This is a genomic window from Aquirufa novilacunae, from assembly GCF_045310505.1.
In the GTDB taxonomy this organism is placed as follows: Bacteria; Bacteroidota; Bacteroidia; order Cytophagales; family Spirosomataceae; genus Aquirufa; species Aquirufa novilacunae.
In genome coordinates, this window is sequence record NZ_JBEWZG010000003.1 from 437323 (window position 1) to 460441 (window position 23119).

Here is a 23119-nt window from a genome sequence, read left to right on the forward strand (position 1 = left end):
TCGTTTCTAGTTCTTGTAGACCTTTCCGTCTTTCATCACGAAGTTTACCTTCGTCATTAGTTTCACGTCTGCTACTGGATCTCCTGGTACAGCGATAATGTCTGCCGCTTTTCCCGCCTCGATGGATCCGATTAAATCGCTTTGGCCTAATAAATCTGCTGCACTAACAGTAGCCGATTTAATCGCCTCTAGTACCGGCATACCCGCCTCATTCATCAAGATAAATTCATAGCCATTCTTTCCGTGGCCAAAAACCCCAGCATCTGTTCCGAAGGCAATCTTCACGCCTGACTTATAAGCTTTACCAAAAGTTCCTTGAATGATGGGTCCAATCGCTGCCGCTTTCTTCGCTACCATCTCCGGATAATAGTTCGGTATCTTCGAAGAGTCTGCCACCGAACGACCTGCAATGACCGTAGGCACGTAATATGTCCCCATCTTTTTCATCAATTCCATCACCTCTTCATCCATGAATGTTCCGTGTTCGATTGAAGAAACACCTCCTAAAACCGCACGCTTCATTCCCTCTTTTCCGTGAGCGTGAGCGGCGACTTTGAAGCCATAATCTTTCGCTGTTTGTACGATGGTACGGACTTCTTCATCGGTGAATTGAGCACCTGCACCGTCTTTGGCATAACTTAAAACACCACCAGTTGCCGTGATTTTAATCAAATCAGAGCCTTCCTTATACCGCTGACGAACCGCTTTCGCCGCATCTGCAATACCATTCACCACTCCATCCTCTGGTCCTAAATCCTTTTTAAATGTTTCATTGATACCATTCGAATCGTCTGCATGACCACCCGTCGTACCGATCGAAACACCCGCTGTAAATACGCGAGGTCCTTCCACAAGGCCTTTATTGATGGCATTACGCAAGCTGATAACTACGTGGCTACCACCCAAATCACGAACCGTAGTAAAACCAGCAAGTAAATTACGTTTTGCATAGACCAAAGCCTGGTAAGCCACATCACCCGGATTCTTTACGAAGCGATCCAAATAAGCCCCGGGATTAGTTTCCGACTCTAAATGCACGTGTGAGTCGATCAATCCCGGCATCACCGTGCGGTCTTTCAAATTGATCACCACATCTCCTTTCGCCGGAGTCAAGAAACCTTCAGATACCGAAACAATCTTCTTTCCTTCCACCACAATGGAACGGTTTTTCAAGACAGTCTGTGTTTTTACGTCGATGAGTGATCCACAGTGGAGGATCGTTTTTTGGGCCATTCCAGCAAAGGCCAAAAGGCTGAATGCCAAGGTTAAAATTTTTTTCATTGTTCAGCGTTTAATAGGATAGATATATGTTTCCAAAAGCTAGGGTAGCTTTTATTCACCACCGAAGGATCTAATAGCGTAATTTCTTTTTGCATGGCCACTGGCGCAAATGCCATTGCCATCCGGTGATCATCGTACGTTTCGATAGGTTCGATGCGTGAGATTGACGCAAAATCACCGCGAACTTCATATTTGTGGTTCGTTTCCACCTCTACTAAGGTGGCACCTAATTTCTTCAATTCATTTTGCAAGGCTAGCACGCGATCCGTTTCCTTTACTTTCAAGGATTCCAAGCCCGTCAAGGTCAAAGGAATATTCAGAACTCCAGCGACAACACAGATGGTTTGGGCTAAATCAGGACAATCCGTAAAGTCCCAGGCCAATGAATCCTGTGCTGGAATTTTAGTCAGTAAATAACCGCGTCCCGTGTAGGTACTTTTCACCCCTAAAGGCTCCATGATGGCTTTAATCGCCGAATCCCCCTGTAGGGAATCTTCTTTCAAGCCTAGCAATTCTAGTGAACTATCTTCAAAAGGGGACAAGGCCACCATCGAATACCAATAGCTCGCTCCGGACCAATCTGATTCCACGGCAAATGGCTGCAAGCGATAGTCCTGTTTAGGGATTTCAATCGTTCCTGTGGACCAATCCGCTTTTGCTTCGATGCCGAAATGCTTCATTTGGGCTAAGGTCATCTCGATATAAGGCTTCGAACCAAGTGCTCCTGTAATTTGTAATTTAAGTCCCTCCGGCAATAAGGGGGCCACCATTAAAATGGCCGAAATAAATTGTGAACTGACGTCCCCCCGAATAGAAATCTCCCGGTTTCCTTGAAAGGCAAAACCGTTCAATTGCATAGGTGGATAGCCTTCCTTGTTTAAATACGTGATATCTGCCCCCAAGGCGCGCAAGGCATCAACCAAAATTCCAATCGGGCGTTCGCACATGCGCGGCGTACCGTTCATCTTCTTTACGGCACCCGTTAAGGCATAATAAGCAGTCAAAAAACGCATCGTCGTTCCTGCATCTAACACATCCGCTTCCGGCCCATTCTCGGATAACAAACGTATCATGGTTTGGGTATCGCGGGCCTCCGCTAAATTTGAAAGATTATCCAAAGTGCCCTTCGCTAAGGCATTAATGACCAAAGCTCGGTTACTTTCCGACTTAGATGCCGGCAACGGGATAATTTCAGAAAAGGAAGTACTACGCGGAAATAAGGTAATTTGACTCAAAGTGGGCTTTGCGATTAACGCAATTTTAAAGTGACTAATGATAAAACGGCTAAGATGATTCCCACGATCAAGAAACGAATAACGATTTTGGATTCGTGGTAATTTTTCTTTTGGAAATGGTGGTGAAGTGGCGACATCAAAAAGACGCGACGTCCCTCCCCATATTTACGTTTCGTATATTTAAAATAGGCCACCTGAATGATGACTGATAAATTCTCGATCAAGAAAATCCCGCACAAAACAGGAATTAACATCTCTTTACGGATTACAATCGCCAGCGTGGCAATAACTCCACCTAACATCAAACTTCCGGTATCTCCCATGAAAACTTGGGCTGGATATGCGTTATACCAAAGGAATCCGATACACGCCCCTACGAAGGCCGCACAAAAGACGGCGAGCTCTCCAGAATTCGGGATGAACATAACATTCAAGTATTGAGAAATGACTTTATTACCCGAAACATAGGCTAAAATAGCCAAGGCAATACCGATAATCACCGACGTTCCTGCCGCTAATCCATCAATACCGTCTGTGATATTTGCTCCATTCGAAACGGCCGTAATGATGAAAATCACCACCAATACATAGACAATCCAAACGTATTCATCCGGGATAAAGCTCGGAAGTAACATGTTGTAATCGAACTGGTTATCCTTCATAAAAGGAACCGTTGTTAACAAAGATTTGTGATCCACAAAGGTGCCATCAGTGGCAAATTCGCGCACTTTAATGTGTTGGTTAAAGTACATCGTTAGACCCACGATGATGCCTAAACCGATTTGGCCTATCACCTTAAACTTCCCTGATAAACCTTCCTTGTTCTTCTTAAATACTTTAATGTAATCATCCGCAAATCCGACCGCCCCTAACCAGATAGCAGAGGTAACCAAAAGTACGATATAGACATTCGTGATTTTAGAAAAAAGCAGCGTAGGAATTAACAGAGACAATAAAATAATGAAGCCTCCCATGGTAGGAGTGCCTTTTTTAGCCATTTGGCCCTCTAAACCTAAATCGCGGATTTCCTCTCCAATTTGTAATCTTTGCAGGCGATAAATCACCGACTTACCCCAAATCGCCGCAATTCCCAAAGACGTAATAATCGCAGCAAAAGCACGGAAAGTGATGTATTGAAATACACCGGCGCCTGGAATATTCAAGGTCTTATCTAAGTATTCAAAGAGGTAATACAGCATGCAAAAGGGTTTTAATTTTTAAAATTGCAAAAAAACGAGGGGAAATCAAACTTAGCTAAATGCCTCCCCTAGCACTATTTTATCATCGAAGTCGTATTTCACGCCTTGGATATCTTGGTAGTTTTCGTGGCCTTTGCCCGCAACTAAAATGATGTCTCCAGTCAAGGCTAATTCTCTGACCGCATAAAAAATGCCTTCTTTTCTGTCAGATACGCGGTGGACTTTCGATTTTAAAGCCTCCGGAACGCCGGCTTCCATTTGGTCCAAAATCAATTCCGGATCTTCTTTGCGGGGATTATCAGAGGTTAACACCACCGCATCACTGTATTTCGCCGCTAATTCCGCCATAATAGGTCTCTTCCCTGCATCCCTGTTTCCTCCACATCCCACAACCGTTATGACGCGTTGCGACTTGTCCTTAATCGTTTGGATCGTCTTTAACACATTTTCTAAGGCATCAGGCGTGTGGGCATAATCGACGATACCCATTTTTTGGTTAGAGCCTGCCAGCTGTTCAAAACGACCTGGAGCGGTTTTTAAAGCAGAAATCTGCACCAATACTTCATGTGACTCCTCGCCTAACAGGAGAGCCGCTCCATAAATACCTAGCAAATTATAGGCATTAAAGGTGCCTATTAATTGTGCATGCACCTGCTGGTGATCGATTTCCAATTGCAAGCCACCTACACCATTGCTAATAATTTTAGCTTTAAAGTCAGCCGCATTTAATAAACCAAAACCGTATTTCTTCGCCGCTGTATTCTGCAACATCACCATTCCTCGCTTGTCATCCACATTCGTTAGAGCGAAAGCCGTGGCGGGCAGGGCGTCGAAAAATCCTTTTTTTGCCTTAATGTATTCGTCAAATGTCTCGTGGAAATCGAGGTGATCCCGGGTAATATTCGAAAAAATAGCCCCGCTAAATTTGACTGCATGAATGCGTTTTTGCACCACCGCATGCGAACTCACCTCCATAAAAGCATGGCTACATCCTGCTGTCACCATATCGGCTAACAAAGCATTCAGGCTAAGGGCATCTGGCGTCGTATGGGTAGAAGGAATAATTTTATCCTCAATCTTATTCACGACCGTCGAAATCAAACCACAACGGTGACCCAGGCGTTTGAATAATTCAAAAAGCAAAGTAACGGTCGTCGTCTTTCCATTCGTCCCTGTAATACCTACCAGCTTCAACTTCTTAGACGGGTGATCATAAAATTCAGCAGCAGCCTCCGCTAAAGCCGCATTCGAATCCTCCACTTGAACACATTGAACGTCGGAAGGGACCTCCGCAGGCTGTTTTTCAACCACCCAAAGCTTGCATCCCTGCTCGTATACCTGAGTCAAAAACGAATGTCCGTCTACCTGGGTGCCGGGAATGGCAAAAAACACAGAACCAGAAATAGCCTTGCGTGAATCAAAGCACAAACTTGCGATTTCAACTTCGGGGAATAAGGAAATTTGTGCCATTTTATTGCAATTGAATGTAGACTAATCTGTTTTTAGCGGCTGGGGAACCCGCAGGAATCGACTGATTCTTCACCGTCCCAAATCCATTCGCACGCACTTTCAGCCCCTTGTTTTCCAAGGCAAATAAGGCGTCCCTTAAATTCATCCCCACAACGTTAGGCACCGTTTTAGGCGTCATCGTAATGGCCTGATTTTTTACCGTCTTCTTTTCTAAATTAAAGTTCACCCATTGTCCATTCTCTTCAACCTTAGGCAATCCCAAACGAGAGAATAGGATGTTTTGATCCGCTGGATGCAGGGTATGCGCAAGTTTATTTTTGTTCAAAGAATCCGGCAAATAACCTCTTAATGTCTGCTGTAACTTCATATCGCGTAAATAAATACGATCCGCAATTTCCTTGAATACAGGCGCCGTTACCTGACGGGCATAAGTTCCTTCCGCACTACCCTTCGGCTCATCCACCGCCACAATCATCGTGTATTTAGGGTTCTTCACGGGGAAATATCCCGCAAAAGTCGTGTAGTAATTTCCTTTCCGGTAGCCTTTCGCTCCCGTTACCGTACGTTGAGCGGTACCTGTTTTCCCTGCGATACCGTAAACAGAACCTTTGATATTATTAGCTGTACCTTTCGTCACTACCCCCTCTAACATGATTTTCAGTTTTTGTAGGGTTTCTGGAGAACACAAAGGTTTCGAATCCCGAACTTGGGTAGTCGTATAATCAATCACGACCTCATCGCCACGTGTGGCTTTACTCACGATCAGCGGTTGAATCCAATAGCCATTATTTGCTACAGCATTGTAGAATGCTAAAATCTGCAAAGGCGTATACTGCGTCGAATAGCCTACAGACGACCACAAAAGCTGCAATCCATCCCATTTCGCCGGCACCGGGAAAACGGGTTTTCTGCTCGGCTTTAATTGAAAATCAAGGGACTCGATCAGATGGTATTTCTTCAAGTAATTATAAAACTTCTCATTATTTGTAGTCCCAAAAGCCTCCTGAACCAATTTCATTGTCCCTACGTTCGAAGAACTTTCTATGACTTGTTCCAGCGAAATAGTGCCTAAAGGGTGAGAATCAGACATCACACCATTGTACAGACGAAACTTTCCGTCTCCCGTATTCACCATCTTCGTCAACGGATAATTCTTTTCCTCTAATACCGCCATGATGGAAGGCAACTTAAATACAGAACCCGGGTCACGGGCTTCTAACAAGGCATAATTATAGGTCTCCGAATAGCCTGTTGGGGATAATGGATTCGCCGCGATATTAGACAAGGCTTTAATCTTACCCGTTGATGTCTCCATCACAATAGCCACGGCATAATTTCCTTTGAATATTTTCATCCCGTTCAAAAGGGCCGTTTCCACGATCTCTTGGATGTTAATATCGATGGTCGAATGTAGGTCAACCCCAGCCACCGGTAATTTAGGCTCATCCCCCGGTTCTGGACGCCAGGTATTATTGTCCATCTTCTCGAACATCCCTTCCCCAAACTCTCCCCGCAATTCCTTATCGAAACTATTCTCAATCCCCACGCGTCCTTTATCACGCAAGTCCTTTAAATAACCCACGGTACGGTAGGCCATTTGGCCGAAAGGCGCATAGCGCACATTAATCTTATCGAAAACAACCCCGGACTTATTCGAATTCTTTGCCTCTTTGAACAAAGGGAAGCTTAATACTTTCTTTTTCTCTTGGAAGTCCAATAAACGGTTGTTCAACAACAAATACGTGCGTCCACTTTTTCTAGCCGCCGAAATTTTCTCTTTGTATTCCTCCGCCGTACGATCCTTGAAGAAGTTCGATAAAGCCGCTGCTAATCCATCGATATGTTGCTTGTAAAATTCGTCGGCCTTCGCATTCCCGGTAAGTACGGAAGGGTCCATGCCTAAGCGGTATTTTGGCAAAGTAGTAGACAATAAACTTCCATCATCGGAATAAATATTTCCCCGAGTCGCCTCGATCTTGCGCTTCTTCACGTAAGTAGCCATCGCCTCTGAACGGAATTTAGGTCCTTTCAATACAACCACCTTGTAAAGGCTAAAAAGCAAGTACAAGAAAACGGCCAAAATGATAATGAAAAACGTATAGAAACGTCTTGTAATTAAGCCCCGAATATTAGGTCTTTTCTCCTTCGCCATTATTTTTCTTTATTGACTTGAATGATGATTTTAGTAGGAGGAATCGTGCTAACGCCTATTTGGTAGCGCTTCAAGGTTTCCTCTAAATTGCTTTGCTTACTCACTTTCATATACTCCGCTTTTTGGGTTGTATAATCAGCTCGATCTTCTTCTAAAGCACTTTTCTCCTTTTGGATCTGGTGCAATTTCCCATCCGCTAACATCGAATAGTAAATATTGATGAGGGTCAAAAACGCCACAAAGGCAATTCGCTTCACCCACATCACCGGCAGCTCCCCACCTGTGAAATAGTCAATATTGAAAACCGAATCAAAGATCCCCTCTTTTTTAGGCGATGAGATTCGTTTAGGTCCTCCTTCCGTAGGTTCGATCGGTGTAGCCATGTTAAATTTTAGACGCTATTCTTAATTTCGCACTTCGCGAGCGCGGATTGATTTTCAATTCTTCTTCTGAAGCGGTAATGGGTTTTCTGATCACTGATTCCAGAGGTCTGTGAACCACACCGAATAAATCCTTGTCTTCTTTCCCCTCCACATTACCCGCTTTTATAAAATTCTTCACGAGTCGATCCTCTAACGAATGAAACGACATCACCACTAGCCTTCCCTCCGGCTTTAAAACCGAAGGCGCCTGAGCTAAAAATTCTTCGATCACCGCTAACTCTTGATTCACTTCAATTCGAATCGCCTGAAAGACCTGAGCGAAGTATTTAAACTCCCGGTGTTTAGGAGCTAATTTATTCAAAATTTCTTTAAATTCTTGCGTTGTTTCGAGCGGTTTTCTCGTCCGGGCTTGAATGATAGCTTGGGCCAAAGTTCGGGCATTCTTCACCTCCCCATACATACCCAAAATCCGTTGCAATTCTGTGGCCGAATAGCCATTCAACAACTCCGCCGCAGTCATCGAGGCAGAAGGCCCCATGCGCATATCCAGTGGTCCATCGAAACGAATCGAAAAACCCCGTTCTGGTGCATCCAATTGAAACGAGGAAACCCCAAAATCAGCTAAAATACCATCCACTTGCTTCACCCGATGCAAACGTAAATACTTCTCTAAATAGCGGAAATTAGCCGTTATAAGCGTCAAACGCTCATCTTCAATCTTCTCTGCCTGTTCCCAGGCATCGGGATCTTGATCAAAAGAAAACAACCTGCCCTCAGGACCGAGCTTGGCTAAAATAGCCTTCGAATGCCCCCCTCCACCAAAGGTTACATCGACATAGGTTCCCGCAGGATCAATGCGTAAACCATTGATGCATTCGTGCAACATGACGGAGGTATGATAGGTGTTTTCTGGCATAATTTTGGATGAAAACAAAAATACAAATTATCCCCCGGCTATGCCATCAAATTGTGAATTTGTAGTGGATTTTTTTGTGACAAGTTTCGAACGCGTATCTTTGCTTAAACGCCGTCTCATTTTACACATGAAAAAGATCCTATTTGCCCTCTTATTTGCCCCCCTATTTAGTTTCGCACAGACTCCGGTTTCGGGGACTTGGAGAGCTGAAATTAGCACGCATGGCGGTGCATTACCTTTCAATTTCGAAGTCAATTCGACGAGTAACGCTAGCGAATTAGATATCAAATTAGTGAATGGCGCAGAAAAATTCTCCTTAGGAAATTCCTTTTTCAGAGCCGATTCTCTCGTATTACCCCTCGATTTATATGATTCTGAAGTCGTTTTTGCAGTGACAAAAAGCACCGAAATGAAGGGCTATTATGTCAAAAAAAGAAACGGAAAAACGGCCTTCAGACTTCCGATTTCTGCGTTAGCAGGCTCATCTGATCGATTCCAAAATCTACAGCCGGCCACCGTTAACATAAGTGGTAAATGGATGGCGGACTTCTTCAGTGATGCCACAAATCACAGCCCTGGCGTGGGTGTATTCGAACAAAAAGGATCGGCCGTAACGGGTACTTTCTTACGCACGTCTGGGGATTATCGCTTCTTACAAGGAAACGTGAGTGGAGACAGTCTTTTACTGAGCTATTTCGATGGGAGTGGCTTGTACTTATTGAAAGCGAAAGTGAGTGGTTCTTCTTTACAGGGTCGATTTACTTCCGGTTTAAGTGGGGTGAGAACGGTAGAAGCAAAATTAGATCCGAACGCTGCACTTCCTGACCTAAAGAAATTAACTTTCTTGAAACCAGGATTCGATCGCATTGATTTCCAACTTCCGACAACGAAAGGTGAACAAATTAGCCTGAAAGATGAACGCTTTAAGAACAAGGTAGTCGTTATTGAATTGATGGGATCTTGGTGCCCGAACTGCTTGGATGAATCCCGTTATTTAGCGCCGTTTTATAAAAAATACCAAAGCAAAGGAGTGGAGGTTTTAGGCTTGGCCTTCGAATACTCGCCTGACATCAAGATTTCAGGGCCTAAGATGGATAATTTCCAAAAGAAAATCGGCATCACCTATCCCCTCCTATTCGCTGGAACACCCGACGAAAAAACCATTGCGCAGGTGCTCCCTATGTTAAGCCAAATGAACGGTTATCCCACCACATTCATCATCGACAAAAAAGGTATCGTACGTGAAATTCACACCGGATTCTCTGGACCTGGTACTGGAAAATATTACGCCGACTGGATCGCCGATTTTGAACATACCATCCAAAGCCTTTTAGCCGAAAAATAATGAGATTAATCGCCCTACTTTGTTTGTTTTCGCTCGCGGTTCAGGCAGAAAAACCCTCTTTTAAAAAGTGGAAAACTCCTTTAGCTCTCGGCATTGCGAGTGGCATTACGTACAATCCATTTGCTAAAAAAATACAGACGAAAATTGTGGCAGCGGGTCATGTGACCCCTTTGGACGATTATATTCAATATGGTCCTGCAGCGATGTATGTGGGTCTAAATATCTTTGAATACCAAAATGAAGAGAAAGCCTTCGATCAAGCGGGTGTCTTCCTTTTAGGTACAGGCATTTATGTGGCGGCAACACATGGCCTGAAAGCCGCAATCACGGAAGCTAGACCAGACGGGACGGAAAAAACTTTTTCTTCGGGTCATACGGCCACTGCTTTTTTCGGAGCTACCGTTTTAGCGCATGAATACCGAGACACGCATCCAGAATTTGTGATCGCCGGTTATACCTTGGCCACAGCTACTGGTGCATTACGCATTGCGAACAATAAACATTGGGTAACAGATGTCTTGATGGGGTCTGCGATAGGCATTGCTTCGGCAGAACTAGCCTATATTTTATATCCGAAAGTGCGCCATCAATGGCAAAAGCTGAATCGCTTTACCATTACTCCTCAGGTGGCTCCCGCTTATTATGGCGCCAGTATGTCGATTGGATTTTAGTGTAATAGAAGATACAAGCCTGCTCCTGCGAAGTAACCTAATAAGGCCAGAAAACCGATTTTCTTTAGGTACCAGCCAAATTCGATTTTCTCCATTCCCATAACAGCTACACCCGCCGCAGATCCTATAATGAGGATACTTCCACCTGTACCCGCACAGAAAGCTAGGTATTCCCACATCTCGTGGTCCATCGGGAAATCAGTCAAGGAATACATCCCCATCGTCGCAGCCACTAAAGGCACGTTATCCACTACAGAAGAAGCTAATCCGATGATGGTTACAATCAAGTTTTGATTCCCAAAAGTAGTGGCTAATTGATCCGAAAGCGCATGCAAATAACCAAAGGATTCCAGTCCGCCGATCGCTAACAAGATGCCTAAAAAGAAGAGGATACTCGACGTATCTATTTTAGTCAACGCATAACCCACACTCAAATGTTTCTTCGCCTCCTCGTCTTTCTCCGAGTGTAAAATTTCAGAAAGTATCCAAACTAAACCCAAGGCTAATAAGATGCCCATATAGGGAGGCAAATGCGTTAACGTTTTGAATACAGGAACTCCTAATAAAGAGCCTGCACCCGCAAAAAGCATAATTTTACCATCTCTTTGCTCCAGAGGTGTTAATTGCACTGTGGCCTCCGATTTTCCTATCGCCTGATTTTTCAAGACATAAGAGGCCATCGCTAATGGCACAAACAATGAAAGTAAAGAGGGTAAAAATAAACTTTGAACAATGCCTGTGGCTGATATTTGGCCACCGATCCACAACATCGTCGTCGTCACATCGCCAATGGGCGACCAGGCGCCGCCTGAGTTCGCTGCGATAACTACAATTCCAACGAAATATCTACGGGTTTCTTTGTGGCTAATCAACTTCCTCAACAAGGTGACCATCACGATGGCGGTGGTCAAATTATCTAGAACGGCAGACATAAAAAAGGTGATCAAACCCACTATCCAAAGTAGTTTAATCACCTTATCTGTTTTAATCAATCGAGAAACGAAGTAAAAACCCTGGTGCGCATCCACTAATTCCACTAGCGTCATCGCACCTAACAAGAAGAATAAAATCTCCGAAGTCGAGGCTAAGTGATGGCCTAATTCTGTGGTTGAACCCGTTGAAATCGCATACATGGTCCACACTAGAACACCTGTAACTAAAGCCGAGGCGGTCTTGTTAATCTTCAATGGATGCTCAAAAGCGATGGCTAAATAGCCGGCAAGGAAGATAAGTATGGACGCGATTCCCATGTTATTTTAATTTCGCAACCGCCGCTTTAATGCGATCGCAAGATTCTACTAATTGCTCATCTGCAGCAGCCGTAGAAATACGCATACAATCCGGTGCGCCGAAACCTGAACCAGCTACCGTAGCCACAAAAGCATCCGCTAATAACCAAGAACAGAAATCATCTGAGTCTTTAATCACCGTTGTGCCATCCGTCTTTCCGAAATAATACGAAATATCAGGGAATGCATAGAATGCACCATCTGGCATATTTACTTTGAAACCTGGGATCTCGCGTAATTTTTCTACCACTAATTTACGACGGCGATCGTAAGCCGCTTTCATTTCGTAGGCGTGATCTAAGCTACCGTTGAAGGCCGCTACTGCCGCTTTTTGAGCGATAGAGTTCGTACCTGACGTTACTTGGCCTTGTAATTTTTCGATACCGTCTGCAATCCATTTCGCTGCAGCGATAAATCCGATTCTCCAACCCGTCATCGCATGGCCTTTCGCTACCCCGTTTACCGTGATAACGCGCTCCTTGATTTCTGGAATAGAACCGATCGAGAAGTGACCACCTTGCGTAAAGTTGATGTACTCGTAGATTTCGTCCGCTAAGACATAAATATTTTCATGACGCGCTACCACGTTCGCGATATCACGTAATTCTGATTCTGTATAAACCGATCCTGTCGGGTTGTTAGGAGATGCGAACATCACCATCTTCGTTTTGGGCGTAATCGCTGCTTCGAATTGCTCAGGAGTTACTTTGAAATTATTATCAAAAGCACCTTGAACGATGACCGAAGTACCTTCCGCTAATTTCACCATCTCAGAGTAAGAAACCCAGTAAGGAGAGAAGATGATTACTTCGTCACCTGGGTTAATTAAGGCTGCAATCGCGTTTGCTAACGAATGTTTCGCACCCGTGCTTACTACGATGTTTTCAGAACCCCACTCTAAGTTATTATCACGCTTTAATTTATTCGCAATCGCCATGCGCAAGTCAGGATAACCAGCTACTGGTGAATACCCGTGGAAACCATCATCAATCGCCTTTTTCGCCGCCTCACAGATGTGAGCAGGTGTTTTAAAATCTGGCTCTCCTACAGAAAGACTGATTACTTTGTGACCTTGGGCTGCTAATTCGCGCGCTTTTTTCGTCATCCCTAACGTAGATGATTCTTCTAATGCTTGAATTCTTTGGGCTAATTGTGCTTGTGACATGGTAGTTAGAAACGAATATTTGTATATAAAATCGCTTGCAAAATTACTTTTTTGCGAACGGATAAGCTAATAAAATGTGTAAAAATTAGGCTGTAATACCTTGTGCCAAAACCGCATAGGCCCCTTTCTCGATCTTCATCAACTCCTCGTGGGTGCCGCGTTCGATGATTTCACCTTGCTGTACCACTAAAATCTGGTCGGCATGCTGAATCGTAGACAGGCGATGGGCGATAACGAGCACTGTTCGGTTTTCCATCAAATGACTCAGTGCCTCCTGCACGAGTTTCTCTGATTCATTATCTAACGCACTGGTCGCTTCGTCAAGAATTAAGATTGGTGGATTTTTGAGAACGGCGCGGGCGATGGAGATGCGTTGTCTTTGGCCTCCTGATAATTTCGAACCTCGATCCCCTATAACAGTCTCGTATCCTTCCGGATTCGCCGAAATAAAATCATGGGCATTCGCAATTTTTGCCGCGGCCTCCACCTCTGCTAAGCTAGCTTCTGTCCCAAAAGCGATGTTATTAAAAATGGTATCGTTAAATAAGACAGATTCCTGGGTCACGATGCCCATTAAGCCTCTTAAATCATCCAAAGGAATGTTTTTCAACGGAATGCCATCGAGTGTAATTTTCCCATTCGATGGGTCGTAGAAACGTGGCAAAAGATCCGCCAAAGTCGATTTACCGCCACCGGAAGCACCTACGAGAGCAATCGTTTTTCCTTTGGGAATATCGAAACTCACTTCTTTTAAAACTGAACGCCCTTTCACATATTCAAATCCAACCGCCTCGAAACTGATTTTATCTTTAAATTCCTTCACCTGCTGGATCGGCTCCTCGGCTACGATTTCAGATTCCGTATCGAGTATTTCAATAATTCTGTCCGCCGATGCCACCCCACGCTGAATCCCACTAAAAGCATCCGCAATTGCTTTTGCTGGTCGCATTACCTGTGAAAAAGTCGCAATAAAGGCGATAAACGTCGATGCACTCAGTTCACCTTCGCCATTGATGACTAAACTACCCCCATACAATAAGATTCCAGTCACCACTAAAACCCCTAAACTTTCGGAGGTAGGTGACGTTAATTCTTGGCGAAAGACCATCTTCAGTAATGAATTCCGGTAGCGATCGTTACCTGCTTGGAAACGCGCATCCATCATCTTTTCTGCTCTGAAAGCCTTCACCACGCGCATGGCTCCGAAGGTTTCATCCAACAAACTGATAATTCCACTCAAATGCTGTTGCACTTCGCCTGCTGCTCGACGTAATCGACGCGTAATCGTCGCAATGACAGAACCTGAAAGAGGTAAAATAATTAACGAAAACAACGTTAATTTCACCGACATACTTGCTAGGAAAACGAAGAATAAAATCAGTGTAAATATCTCTTTAAAAGTGGCCGTGAATGCGCGACCAATACTGTTTTCTACCTCCTGCACGTCCGTGGTTAAACGCGACATCAGGTTCCCTTTTTTCTGCTCCGTGAAATAGCTTAGGTCAAGGCGAATGGCCCGCTCAAAAACGGCTTGGCGTAAAGAGGCGATGGTATCGGCTTCGACGGTTTTTAAGACTCTTTGGGAAAAATAACGGAAGAAATTCGACAAGATTACAGAAACCATGATGGCCCCACAGGCATATTTCAGCGCTCCTATTCGTCCAAAATCCTCCAGCGCACCGTAGAAATAGTGATTAAACAAGAAGGAGAAATAAGATGGCGTTAGTGAAAAAGCGGGTAAAACGCGGTAAATCTGAATGTTTTCCGGAGCTGATTGATTGAACAAAACGTTCAATAAAGGGATCAGCAATGTAAAATTTAAGATGCCAAACAAACTCGCTAGCAAGGAAAACCCGAAGTATGGAAACACATACTTACGGATCGAAACGGCATAGCTTAATAAGCGAAAATATGTTTTCAATGCGGCTTTTTATCAAAATTTTGGTCAAATTACGACAATTTTCAGAAACAACTCCGAATGTCACCCTTAATTTCCATTGTGATGGCCACCTATAACGGGGAGAAATACCTCCGGGAACAGGTAGACAGTTTGCTCGCGCAGAGCTATCCGTCATTGGAATTTATTTTTGTGGACGACGCTTCATCAGACGGGAGTCAGGCGATTCTGCAACAGTACGCCTCGCAAGACGAGCGCATTCGCTTGGTCACAAATCCAGTAAATCAAGGACTTTTAGCCACTTTCGAGCGAGGTATTCGGGAGGCTAAGGGGGAATTAATCGCTTTATCGGATCAGGACGACGTTTGGATGCCGAATAAAATCAGTTTGCTGGCCGCTGCTATCGGTCATAATTCAATGATCTATGCGGATTCTGCGTTAACAAATTCAGAAGGCACTGTTACCGGAAAATTTTCCGATCGAAATCAGTTAGGTGATTATCCGACTGCGTTGCACTATGTTTTTGGGACCAAAGCCATGGGGCACGCTATGCTTTTCAAGCGCGAAATCATCGACATCGCCTTGCCTTTCCCCGATTATGTCGGACACGATTATATTTTAGGTTTTGCCGCGGCTGCCCTCTACGGAGTTTCCTATTTCCCTGCAACTTTAGTGAATTACCGCCAACACAGTTCAAACACGATGGGGGCTGATTTAAGTAAGGGAAAGAAAAATTATACCACGCGGGAGGAGCGAAATGCGCGGATTGTAAAAAGGCTCAATTTACTCGCGGAACGTTGTCCTAACGGTGCGGAACGCAAAATTTTGCAGGAATTAGCTCAGGATTTTGCTTCCAAAAGCCTGGCAGCACGTGTCAGAAGATTCCTTTGCGTCGCAAAACACCACCGAGCAATGCTATCCTACAAGGGAAAATCCGAATTGAGCAGCTTCCTCTACAGTTTCAAACTCCTCTTCTCTATTTTCTAAACGGAAGACTCAGGCGGTAATACAGATTTTTCAACTGAACCGTCACCGGAATCGGACGTTGTTCTACCGGACCATCGAAGCGGTCACCTCTTCTTAAATAGTATTTCGACAAGGTGGACGAAGTCATCCCCCATTTGCGGATAAACTGGTAATAGCCTTTGTTCTGCTTCACGCGTTTCACCGAAATGGACCCAAAATGATACACTCTACTCCGTGAAATCCCCTTGAACAAACGAACTCCCGCCTGCCAGCATTTCATCGAAAAATCAGGATCAGAATACATCCCCGGGGTGAATTCATTCGAATACCCTCCCACTTTATCCCACAAAGAACGGTGCACCACATTAGGTGGCCATGTCGCTCCTTGCCAATCCTGGAAAGGCAAAGATTCGTAGGTTTCTAGTAATCTCGCCTCTTCGAAAGTGGCAATCGACCGGCCGAAATCAGCCTGTATCGAACAAGCGCTTTGGGCTTTAGGCTCGATGGCTGTGGCGGATAAAAAGAATTCCGTATGTCCGATGCGTTGAATTTCTTCCTGTAAAAACCCGTCCCAATTAGGCAACACGTACATATCATCATTCAAATACAAGAAGTAATCCGCGCGTGCTAGCTTCACCATCGCGTTCATCGCATAGCAAACGCCCACATTAATAGGGCTGTAAGAAAAAGCAATATCTTCCTGTGATTCCACCCATTCTTTCGAACCATCCTTCGCTTCGTTCAGATGTAGAATGATTTCATACGAAGTGGTGGAATGTTTTCTAATAGCTGCTATGCATAATTGCAGGTAAGCCAGGTTGTTCCAACTCGGAATGAGGATGGAGAAATAGGGCTTTTCAGGCGCCTTCGGAGCAGGGAAAAATTGAATCGACTCTTCCATTACAGTAGGCGGTAATTTTTATATTCCCCTACGCGGTATCCGGTGAGGTCCTCAATTTTCTGTAAGATTTTACGACGCAGGCTCATTTTTTTCTCTAGTTCAACTGGATCGAAATAGAAAGGCCAGTTCGAGCGGGCCACGCGATCCGCCATCACGGCTGGATGTGTTCCCTCAAAACGGAAAAGCCGTTCCGCGTTACCATAATCAAACTGGTAATCTGCGGGCACGTTTTCGGCTAACCAAGCATCGTCGTGGTAGAATTGCGTGAAATTACGCACTTTATTGTTCAGGCCTTCGGGTGGTTTTACCCAGCCATAATGGTTGATATAAGCTGGAATCAGCTTCACTTTCATCTTGTTGCCGTCCTTTCTGAAGCCTTGGGCATCCTTATAGGAATGAACACCTGGGTGCATTTTTACCACCCGAATTTCTCTTCGATACCAGCGTCTCGAAATGGCCACATGCTGATAAGATCCATAGAAATGTCGGTAATGAAAAAGCAATCCTTCGACGTTTTCATCGCTTAAATTCGCCTCCATCGCAGACTTGACGATAGGCAAATCATCCTCGTGCACGCATTCATCCCCTTGAATATAGAAGGCCCAGTCGATGTCTTTTGAGATAGCTTGAAGCGCCTTGTCCGTTTCTAGGGCAAAAGTGGCGCCACCTTCGCGTTTCGTATCATCCCAAACCGTCTCCACAATCTTGATTTTATCTGAGGGAATGCCTTGAATTAAGGCCAAAGTCTCATCTTCCGACGCCCCTACCGCCACTACGAATTCGTCGCAGATGGGTAATATGGACGTGATGGCTTCCACGATCGCATAATCGTTCTTCACCGCATTTCGAATAAAAGTAAATCCGGCTATTTTCATTAAGATTTCACTTGTATACCGTGGTATTTCGTTTGCTCCACGTAATCCTTGCGTAATGGATGTCCCTCCCAGTCTTCTGGAAGCAATATTCTGCGCAAATCGGGATGCCCTTCAAATTGAATTCCATAAAAATCAAAAGCCTCGCGCTCATGCCAATCCGCTGTTCTCCAGACAGATGATACAGAGGAAACCGATGGCTTTTCTCGATCTAACATCACGCGCAAATGCAAAGTCACGTGATTTGGAATAGAATAAAGGGTATAAATGACTTCCATTTTGCCCGCTTCTGGACCCTGATCGATAGCCGTCAGGCAAGAAAGGGAATCAAAATAGGTGGACGGATTCTTCCAAAGAAATTCACAAACCGGCAAAATATGCTCAGCCGGCAAGGTCAAACGCCCCATCTCCTCTTCCCATTCGGCTTCGAATTGGAATTGCGTTTGAACTAAATCTTTGATCGATGCTACATCCATCTTATTTATTTATGGCTGCTAGAATGCGTTTAGGCGCAACTAGACTTTCCTGATTAATCTTCTCTTGTAATTTTATAATGCCACCTAAAAGGGCCTCTGGACGCGGTGGACAACCTGGAACATACACGTCCACGGGAATAATGCGATCGACTCCTTTCACCACATGGTAACCGTGCTCCCAATAAGGACCCCCGCAATTAGCACAAGAACCCATTGAAATCACGTAACGGGGTTCTGGCATTTGCTCATAAAGGCGACGGATGCGATCCGCCATCTTAAAGGTCACGGTTCCGGCCACAATCATCACGTCGGATTGACGCGGTGAAGGCCGAGGAAACACCCCAAAACGATCTAAATCATACCCTGAAGCAAAAGCCTGCATCATTTCGATCGCGCAACACGCTAAACCAAAACTCATTGGCCAAAGCGAGCTAGCCCTCGCCCAATTCAATAAATCCTCGACATTGCTCAGCACAAAGCCATCGGATTCAAATTCTTGGTCTAAAAAACTCTTCATGTTTGGGGTTATTTTCGCAATCGTTTTGTAAATATACCTAAATTCACAAAATTTTTCGTCTATGTCGCTCGTAGCTTTTTTCGATACTGATTTAGCCAAACTCCGTGGGATGACCCCCGCGAAGCTGACGCTATTGCAGACGGAACTCGGGATGTTTACTTACGGCGACTTAATTCAATACTTTCCCTTCCGCTACGAAGACAGAACCCTGGTTCATCCCATCGCCTCGATCACAGACGACATGGACCATGCACAATTCATCGGCAGGATACGTTTCAAAGAAAAAATAGGCGCAGGACACCGTCAGCGCATCGTCGCACAAGTTTGCGATGCCACGGGCTGCATTGAAATCGTTTGGTTTCAGGGGGTCAAATGGCTCGAAAAGTCCTTAAACACCGGAGTCGACTACCTCTTTTATGGCAAACCCACCAGCTTCAATGGACAGCTGCAGATGACACATCCAGAAATGGAAGTCTATAAAGGCGAGCAAGCAACAGGAAAATATTTCCAACCAGTCTATCCCTTGACCGAGAAACTGAGGAAGAAATACATCGACAGCAAGGCCATCGCAACGCTGCAGAAAAACCTATTAGAAATCGCATTTCCTTACATTCGAGAGACCCTTCCCGCGGAGGTTACTACGCAGTTTAAACTGATCTCGAAGCAAGAGGCGCTGTACCATATTCATTTGCCCCAAAGCGAAAACTGGCTACACCAAGCTAGACGACGACTCAAATTCGAAGAACTTTTCTATAATCAGCTTCGTCTGATTAAGCAGAACTTGATTCGCAAAGTGGCTTTCCCAGGTCAAGTTTTTTCTTCCGCCGCCCTTTTAACCAAGTTCTACCAAGAGCACATGCCTTTCGAATTAACGAATGCGCAGAAGCAGGTGATTCGGGAGATTTTCGCAGATATGCGATCGGGACAACAGATGAACCGTTTATTGCAGGGAGATGTGGGATCTGGAAAGACGATTGTGGCGTTTATTTCGATGCTATTGGCGATTGATAACGGGACTCAGGCCTGCTTGATGGCGCCTACAGAGATTTTAGCCGATCAGCATTACCAAGGTTTGAAGAAATTCGCGGACTTATTGGGCCTGACGATTGCGAAGCTGACGGGATCTGTGAAGAAGAAGGATCGCGTGGGGCTGCATGAGGATTTGCAGTCGGGGAAATTACAAATTTTAGTGGGTACACACGCTTTATTCGAGGATTCTGTCCAGTTTAAGAATCTTGGTCTGTGCATCATAGATGAGCAACACCGTTTCGGTGTAGCACAAAGAGCGAAGCTCTGGGATAAGAATAAGGAATTTCATCCGCACATTTTGGTGATGACGGCAACGCCGATTCCCCGGACTTTAGCGATGACACTCTATGGAGATTTAGATATTTCGATAATTAACGAATTACCTGTGGGCCGCAAGCCTATACAGACAACGCATCGCTACGATAGCCACCGCTTGCAGGTTTTTGGCTTCATCCAAAACGAGTTAAGCAAAGGCCGCCAAATCTACATCGTTTATCCCTTGATCGAGGAATCCGAGAAAATGGACTTCAAAGACCTGATGGATGGCTATGAAAGTATTTCAAGAGCGTTCCCGGAGGTGCCTTTGGGCATCTTGCACGGAAAGATGAAGCCAGCAGACAAGGATATCGAAATGGCTCGTTTCGTGAAAAACGAAACCAAAATCATGGTTGCCACCACGGTGATCGAGGTAGGGGTAAATGTACCGAATGCCTCCATTATGATCATTGAAAGTGCGGAGAGGTTCGGATTATCCCAACTACACCAGCTAAGGGGTCGAGTAGGTAGGGGTGCAGAACAGAGTTATTGCATCTTAATGACGGGCTATAAAATATCAGCAGATACGAAGAAGCGCATCGATACGATGGTGAAAACGAATAATGGTTTCGAGATCGCAGAAGTCGATTTACAATTACGTGGACCAGGAGATATCTCCGGCACTCGCCAAAGTGGCGCCATCGACCTCATGATCGCTGACTTATCTAAAGACGGAGAAATACTGAAGGTAGCTAGAGAAACAGCACAAAGAATCTTGGAAGAAGATCCTAACCTCGAAAAGCCAGGCTATCAAATGATCCGCGAACAAGTTCGCTCTCAGCGCAAAGACACCACGAACTGGGCAAGAATATCCTAGTTTAAATTCGGATCGTCTGGATAAGTGGAGAGAACTCTGAAATCCCCGCCTTTGGCATACATAATCTTCCGCCACAACGACTCGTGGGATTCATCAAAAACCAATTTATCATTTCCCGGATGCAAAATCCAGGCATTCGAACGCACCTCGCGCTCTAATTGCCCCGCTCCCCAACCAGAATAGCCAATAAAAAACTTGATTTCATCAAAACCAATCTCCCCCGCCACGACCTTATCAATCGCGACCTCGAAGCTCCCAGACCAATAAATCCCGGGTCCTATCAGCACCCCATCCGGAATTAAATCCGGCCTACGGTGCACAAACTGCATAATCGTAGGATCAACCGGCCCGCCAGAATACAAAGGGACATCCTCCAGCACCTTCTCGTCTACGAAGGAATCAAATACAATTTCCTGCTTATTATTCAACACTAAGCCAAAAGAATGCGCCGTTGTGTGCTCGCACAGCAAAATGACCGACCGATGAAACGACGGGTCCTCTAAGAAGGGTTCGGCTAACAAAAGCATGCCGGGTTCTAAATCCTCCACAGAATAATTCGGGTGCATAGCGCAGAAATTAGTAATTTTAAGAGATGATCAATCAGCTCTTCCTCTCTTTAGGCGGCAATCTAGGAAATACCCGGGAAATATTCGAGGGTGCCTACCCGCTTATTGAAAAAAAAATAGGAAAGATTTCCGTTTACTCGTCGATTTACCAAACCGAAGCCTGGGGTCCCATCCCACAAGCGGACTTTCTGAATCAGGTTATTTTAGTGAGTACAAGACTTGCTCCACAAGCCTGTTTAACTGAAATGTTAGCGATTGAAAAGGAATTTGGCAGAGAACGAAAAGAGCGCTGGGGTCCAAGAACACTTGATCTTGACATACTTTATTACAGCGATGTAGTGATTGCAGAAGCAGACTTAACTGTTCCTCACCCAAGGATTGCGGAGCGTAAATTTATCTTGACTCCTTTAGCAGAAATTGCTCCCTCATTCCAAGATCCTTTATCCCGCAAAACGATGCTGGAATTAGTAGACTCCTGCACAGATACCAGCAACGTTAATCGTTTTGCTTAGGGAATTTCCAGCTCTTAGACGTGATGCGCTCGTAGTACTTTTCGTACAAAGGTAGGATCTTGACAATATCAAATTCTTTTGCCCGCGCTAAGGCATTCGCCTTCATTTTTTCATGTAATTCGGGATCTGAAAGTACTTTGATGGCATTCGCAGCCATATCTTTTACATCCCCGATCTCACTCACAAAACCAGTTTCACCGTGAATATTTACCTCTGGAATACCTCCGGCATTCGACGAAATCACCGGAACTTCGCAAGCCATTGCCTCTAAAGCTGCTAATCCAAAACTCTCTTTTTCGGAGGTCAATAAGAACAGATCTGCTAGCGATAGTGCCTCCTCGATTCCATCCATCTTACCTAGGAAACGTACATCACATTGCACTTCCAGTTCGCGGCATAAAGCCTCAATACCTGAACGCTCCGGACCATCGCCTATCAAGACTAATTTCGCAGGAATCTTTTTGCGAACGAGCGCAAATACCTTCACGATATCCCCGATTCGCTTCACTTTACGAAAGTTCGAGGTATGCATTAACAGCTTCTCGCCGTTAGGACAAAGGGATTTTTTAAAGTGTTCGTGTGGGCGTTTTTGGAACCGATGAAGATCAATAAAATTCGGAATAACTTCGATATGACTTAAGATCTCAAACTCATCGTAGGTATCGTTTTTCAAACTCTCCGATACCGCCGTCACCCCATCGGATTCATTAATCGAGAAGGTAACCACCGGCTCGAAAGAGGGGTCGCGACCTACGAGTGTAATATCCGTACCGTGCAAAGTCGTAATGACTGGCACGTGAATACCTTTGTATTTCAAAATCTGCTTGGCTAAATAAGCCGCCGAAGCATGAGGAATCGCATAATGCACGTGGATTAAATCCAACTTCTCGTTAATCGTCACATCCACCATCTTACTGGCTAAGGCAGACTCATAAGGCAGGTATTCAAATAAAGGATAAGAAGCCACCGAAACTTCGTGGTAGAAGATATTTTCCGAGAAAATATCCAAACGCGGGGGTTGCGTATACGTAATAAAGTGCACCTGATGACCCGCTAAGGCCAAAGCCTTACCTAATTCAGTCGCCACCACACCACTTCCGCCATACGTCGGATAACAAACGATCCCTATTTTCATACGCTAAATT

Annotated in this window: 21 protein-coding genes; 5 read left to right on the top strand and 16 right to left on the bottom strand. The window is 44.8% G+C overall.

Translation table 11 applies throughout. From position 1 onward, the window contains the following. Window positions 1-6: 6 nt before the first annotated feature. The 7 genes from V7S74_RS10100 to rsmH are packed head-to-tail and all read right to left on the bottom strand — an operon-like array spanning window position 7 to window position 8636. Window positions 7-1281 (bottom strand): metal-dependent hydrolase family protein, encoded by a 1275-nt coding sequence (locus V7S74_RS10100; RefSeq protein WP_406778638.1) that lies wholly within the window; start codon window positions 1279-1281, stop codon window positions 7-9. Next, entirely contained in the window at window positions 1278-2516 is a 1239-nt protein-coding gene (locus V7S74_RS10105; RefSeq protein WP_406778639.1) for a 3-phosphoshikimate 1-carboxyvinyltransferase, read from the bottom strand. The genes V7S74_RS10100 and V7S74_RS10105 overlap by 4 nt, the downstream gene beginning before the upstream one ends. 14 nt (window positions 2517-2530) lie before the next feature. Further along, window positions 2531-3715 (bottom strand): phospho-N-acetylmuramoyl-pentapeptide-transferase, encoded by a 1185-nt coding sequence (gene mraY / locus V7S74_RS10110; RefSeq protein ID WP_406778640.1) that lies wholly within the window; start codon window positions 3713-3715, stop codon window positions 2531-2533. Window positions 3716-3766: 51 nt separating this feature from the next. Then, window positions 3767-5185, bottom strand: a complete 1419-nt coding sequence (locus V7S74_RS10115) for a UDP-N-acetylmuramoyl-L-alanyl-D-glutamate--2,6-diaminopimelate ligase (RefSeq protein WP_406778641.1) — start codon at window positions 5183-5185, stop codon at window positions 3767-3769. Window position 5186: 1 nt separating this feature from the next. After that, a complete protein-coding gene (locus V7S74_RS10120) occupies window positions 5187-7337 on the bottom strand; it encodes a penicillin-binding protein (protein ID WP_406778642.1) in 2151 nt (716 codons plus the stop codon). Continuing rightward, on the bottom strand, window positions 7337-7720 hold the full coding sequence (locus V7S74_RS10125) for an FtsL-like putative cell division protein (protein ID WP_406778643.1): 384 nt from the start codon (window positions 7718-7720) through the stop codon (window positions 7337-7339). Before V7S74_RS10125 ends, V7S74_RS10120 begins: the two co-directional genes overlap by 1 nt. A 1-nt stretch (window position 7721) precedes the next feature. Beyond that, window positions 7722-8636 (bottom strand): 16S rRNA (cytosine(1402)-N(4))-methyltransferase RsmH, encoded by a 915-nt coding sequence (gene rsmH / locus V7S74_RS10130; protein ID WP_406778644.1) that lies wholly within the window; start codon window positions 8634-8636, stop codon window positions 7722-7724. Between the two features lie 127 nt (window positions 8637-8763). On the opposite strand from rsmH, the gene V7S74_RS10135 reads away from it, so the two are divergent. Then, complete coding sequence (locus V7S74_RS10135; RefSeq protein WP_406778645.1) at window positions 8764-9981, top strand: peroxiredoxin family protein; 1218 nt, start codon at window positions 8764-8766, stop codon at window positions 9979-9981. Further along, a complete protein-coding gene (locus tag V7S74_RS10140; protein WP_406778646.1) occupies window positions 9981-10652 on the top strand; it encodes a phosphatase PAP2 family protein in 672 nt (223 codons plus the stop codon). The genes V7S74_RS10135 and V7S74_RS10140 overlap by 1 nt, the downstream gene beginning before the upstream one ends. Here V7S74_RS10140 and nhaD read toward each other — a convergent pair. From nhaD to V7S74_RS10155, 3 genes are all read right to left on the bottom strand, one after another. After that, window positions 10649-11902: a sodium:proton antiporter NhaD gene (nhaD, locus tag V7S74_RS10145; protein ID WP_406778647.1), complete on the bottom strand. Its 1254-nt coding sequence runs from the start codon at window positions 11900-11902 to the stop codon at window positions 10649-10651. The two genes, V7S74_RS10140 and nhaD, sit on opposite strands and share 4 nt — an antisense overlap. A 1-nt stretch (window position 11903) precedes the next feature. Continuing rightward, the gene (locus V7S74_RS10150) at window positions 11904-13106 is read right to left on the bottom strand and encodes a pyridoxal phosphate-dependent aminotransferase (protein WP_406778648.1); all 1203 of its coding nucleotides are present in this window, start codon (window positions 13104-13106) and stop codon (window positions 11904-11906) included. A gap of 85 nt (window positions 13107-13191) precedes the next feature. Next, complete coding sequence (locus tag V7S74_RS10155) at window positions 13192-15027, bottom strand: ABC transporter ATP-binding protein (protein WP_406778649.1); 1836 nt, start codon at window positions 15025-15027, stop codon at window positions 13192-13194. 57 nt (window positions 15028-15084) lie between these two features. Between V7S74_RS10155 and V7S74_RS10160 the strand changes: the two genes are divergently transcribed. Next, window positions 15085-15990, top strand: coding sequence for a glycosyltransferase (locus V7S74_RS10160; protein WP_406778650.1), 906 nt, complete (start codon window positions 15085-15087; stop codon window positions 15988-15990). On the opposite strand, the gene V7S74_RS10165 is transcribed toward V7S74_RS10160, so the two are convergent. The 4 genes from V7S74_RS10165 to V7S74_RS10180 are packed head-to-tail and all read right to left on the bottom strand — an operon-like array spanning window position 15980 to window position 18735. Further along, window positions 15980-16870 (bottom strand): glycosyltransferase family 2 protein, encoded by an 891-nt coding sequence (locus V7S74_RS10165; RefSeq protein ID WP_406778651.1) that lies wholly within the window; start codon window positions 16868-16870, stop codon window positions 15980-15982. The genes V7S74_RS10160 and V7S74_RS10165 overlap by 11 nt on opposite strands. Beyond that, window positions 16870-17745: a glycosyltransferase family 2 protein gene (locus V7S74_RS10170; protein WP_406778652.1), complete on the bottom strand. Its 876-nt coding sequence runs from the start codon at window positions 17743-17745 to the stop codon at window positions 16870-16872. The genes V7S74_RS10165 and V7S74_RS10170 overlap by 1 nt, the downstream gene beginning before the upstream one ends. Further along, on the bottom strand, window positions 17745-18218 hold the full coding sequence (locus V7S74_RS10175) for an NADH-quinone oxidoreductase subunit C (RefSeq protein WP_406778653.1): 474 nt from the start codon (window positions 18216-18218) through the stop codon (window positions 17745-17747). Before V7S74_RS10175 ends, V7S74_RS10170 begins: the two co-directional genes overlap by 1 nt. Before the next feature lies 1 nt (window position 18219). Then, window positions 18220-18735 (bottom strand): NADH-quinone oxidoreductase subunit B, encoded by a 516-nt coding sequence (locus tag V7S74_RS10180; RefSeq protein WP_406778654.1) that lies wholly within the window; start codon window positions 18733-18735, stop codon window positions 18220-18222. Between the two features lie 61 nt (window positions 18736-18796). Here V7S74_RS10180 and recG point away from each other — a divergent pair, with 61 nt between their 5' ends. Beyond that, the gene (recG, locus tag V7S74_RS10185) at window positions 18797-20896 is read left to right on the top strand and encodes an ATP-dependent DNA helicase RecG (RefSeq protein ID WP_406778655.1); all 2100 of its coding nucleotides are present in this window, start codon (window positions 18797-18799) and stop codon (window positions 20894-20896) included. On the opposite strand, the gene V7S74_RS10190 is transcribed toward recG, so the two are convergent. Continuing rightward, window positions 20893-21462 (bottom strand): YqgE/AlgH family protein, encoded by a 570-nt coding sequence (locus V7S74_RS10190; RefSeq protein WP_406778656.1) that lies wholly within the window; start codon window positions 21460-21462, stop codon window positions 20893-20895. The two genes, recG and V7S74_RS10190, sit on opposite strands and share 4 nt — an antisense overlap. Before the next feature lie 26 nt (window positions 21463-21488). On the opposite strand from V7S74_RS10190, the gene folK reads away from it, so the two are divergent. Then, complete coding sequence (gene folK / locus V7S74_RS10195; RefSeq protein ID WP_406778657.1) at window positions 21489-21974, top strand: 2-amino-4-hydroxy-6-hydroxymethyldihydropteridine diphosphokinase; 486 nt, start codon at window positions 21489-21491, stop codon at window positions 21972-21974. On the opposite strand, the gene bshA is transcribed toward folK, so the two are convergent. Then, on the bottom strand, window positions 21958-23109 hold the full coding sequence (gene bshA / locus V7S74_RS10200; RefSeq protein WP_406778658.1) for an N-acetyl-alpha-D-glucosaminyl L-malate synthase BshA: 1152 nt from the start codon (window positions 23107-23109) through the stop codon (window positions 21958-21960). The genes folK and bshA overlap by 17 nt on opposite strands. Window positions 23110-23119 lie beyond the last annotated feature (10 nt).

What these genes read in the sequence shown, in the direction of transcription:
- V7S74_RS10100 (WP_406778638.1), bottom strand. Translation starts at nt 1,281, where the DNA reads ATGAAAAAAATTTTAACCTTGGCATTCAGCCTTTTGGCCTTTGCTGGA.
- mraY (WP_406778640.1), bottom strand. Translation starts at nt 3,715, where the DNA reads ATGCTGTATTACCTCTTTGAATACTTAGATAAGACCTTGAATATTCCA.
- V7S74_RS10115 (WP_406778641.1), bottom strand. Translation starts at nt 5,185, where the DNA reads ATGGCACAAATTTCCTTATTCCCCGAAGTTGAAATCGCAAGTTTGTGC.
- V7S74_RS10120 (WP_406778642.1), bottom strand. Translation starts at nt 7,337, where the DNA reads ATGGCGAAGGAGAAAAGACCTAATATTCGGGGCTTAATTACAAGACGT.
- V7S74_RS10125 (WP_406778643.1), bottom strand. Translation starts at nt 7,720, where the DNA reads ATGGCTACACCGATCGAACCTACGGAAGGAGGACCTAAACGAATCTCA.
- rsmH (WP_406778644.1), bottom strand. Translation starts at nt 8,636, where the DNA reads ATGCCAGAAAACACCTATCATACCTCCGTCATGTTGCACGAATGCATC.
- V7S74_RS10135 (WP_406778645.1), top strand. Translation starts at nt 8,764, where the DNA reads ATGAAAAAGATCCTATTTGCCCTCTTATTTGCCCCCCTATTTAGTTTC.
- V7S74_RS10140 (WP_406778646.1), top strand. Translation starts at nt 9,981, where the DNA reads ATGAGATTAATCGCCCTACTTTGTTTGTTTTCGCTCGCGGTTCAGGCA.
- nhaD (WP_406778647.1), bottom strand. Translation starts at nt 11,902, where the DNA reads ATGGGAATCGCGTCCATACTTATCTTCCTTGCCGGCTATTTAGCCATC.
- V7S74_RS10150 (WP_406778648.1), bottom strand. Translation starts at nt 13,106, where the DNA reads ATGTCACAAGCACAATTAGCCCAAAGAATTCAAGCATTAGAAGAATCA.
- V7S74_RS10160 (WP_406778650.1), top strand. Translation starts at nt 15,085, where the DNA reads ATGTCACCCTTAATTTCCATTGTGATGGCCACCTATAACGGGGAGAAA.
- V7S74_RS10165 (WP_406778651.1), bottom strand. Translation starts at nt 16,870, where the DNA reads ATGGAAGAGTCGATTCAATTTTTCCCTGCTCCGAAGGCGCCTGAAAAG.
- V7S74_RS10170 (WP_406778652.1), bottom strand. Translation starts at nt 17,745, where the DNA reads ATGAAAATAGCCGGATTTACTTTTATTCGAAATGCGGTGAAGAACGAT.
- V7S74_RS10175 (WP_406778653.1), bottom strand. Translation starts at nt 18,218, where the DNA reads ATGGATGTAGCATCGATCAAAGATTTAGTTCAAACGCAATTCCAATTC.
- V7S74_RS10180 (WP_406778654.1), bottom strand. Translation starts at nt 18,735, where the DNA reads ATGAAGAGTTTTTTAGACCAAGAATTTGAATCCGATGGCTTTGTGCTG.
- recG (WP_406778655.1), top strand. Translation starts at nt 18,797, where the DNA reads ATGTCGCTCGTAGCTTTTTTCGATACTGATTTAGCCAAACTCCGTGGG.
- V7S74_RS10190 (WP_406778656.1), bottom strand. Translation starts at nt 21,462, where the DNA reads ATGCACCCGAATTATTCTGTGGAGGATTTAGAACCCGGCATGCTTTTG.
- folK (WP_406778657.1), top strand. Translation starts at nt 21,489, where the DNA reads ATGATCAATCAGCTCTTCCTCTCTTTAGGCGGCAATCTAGGAAATACC.
- bshA (WP_406778658.1), bottom strand. Translation starts at nt 23,109, where the DNA reads ATGAAAATAGGGATCGTTTGTTATCCGACGTATGGCGGAAGTGGTGTG.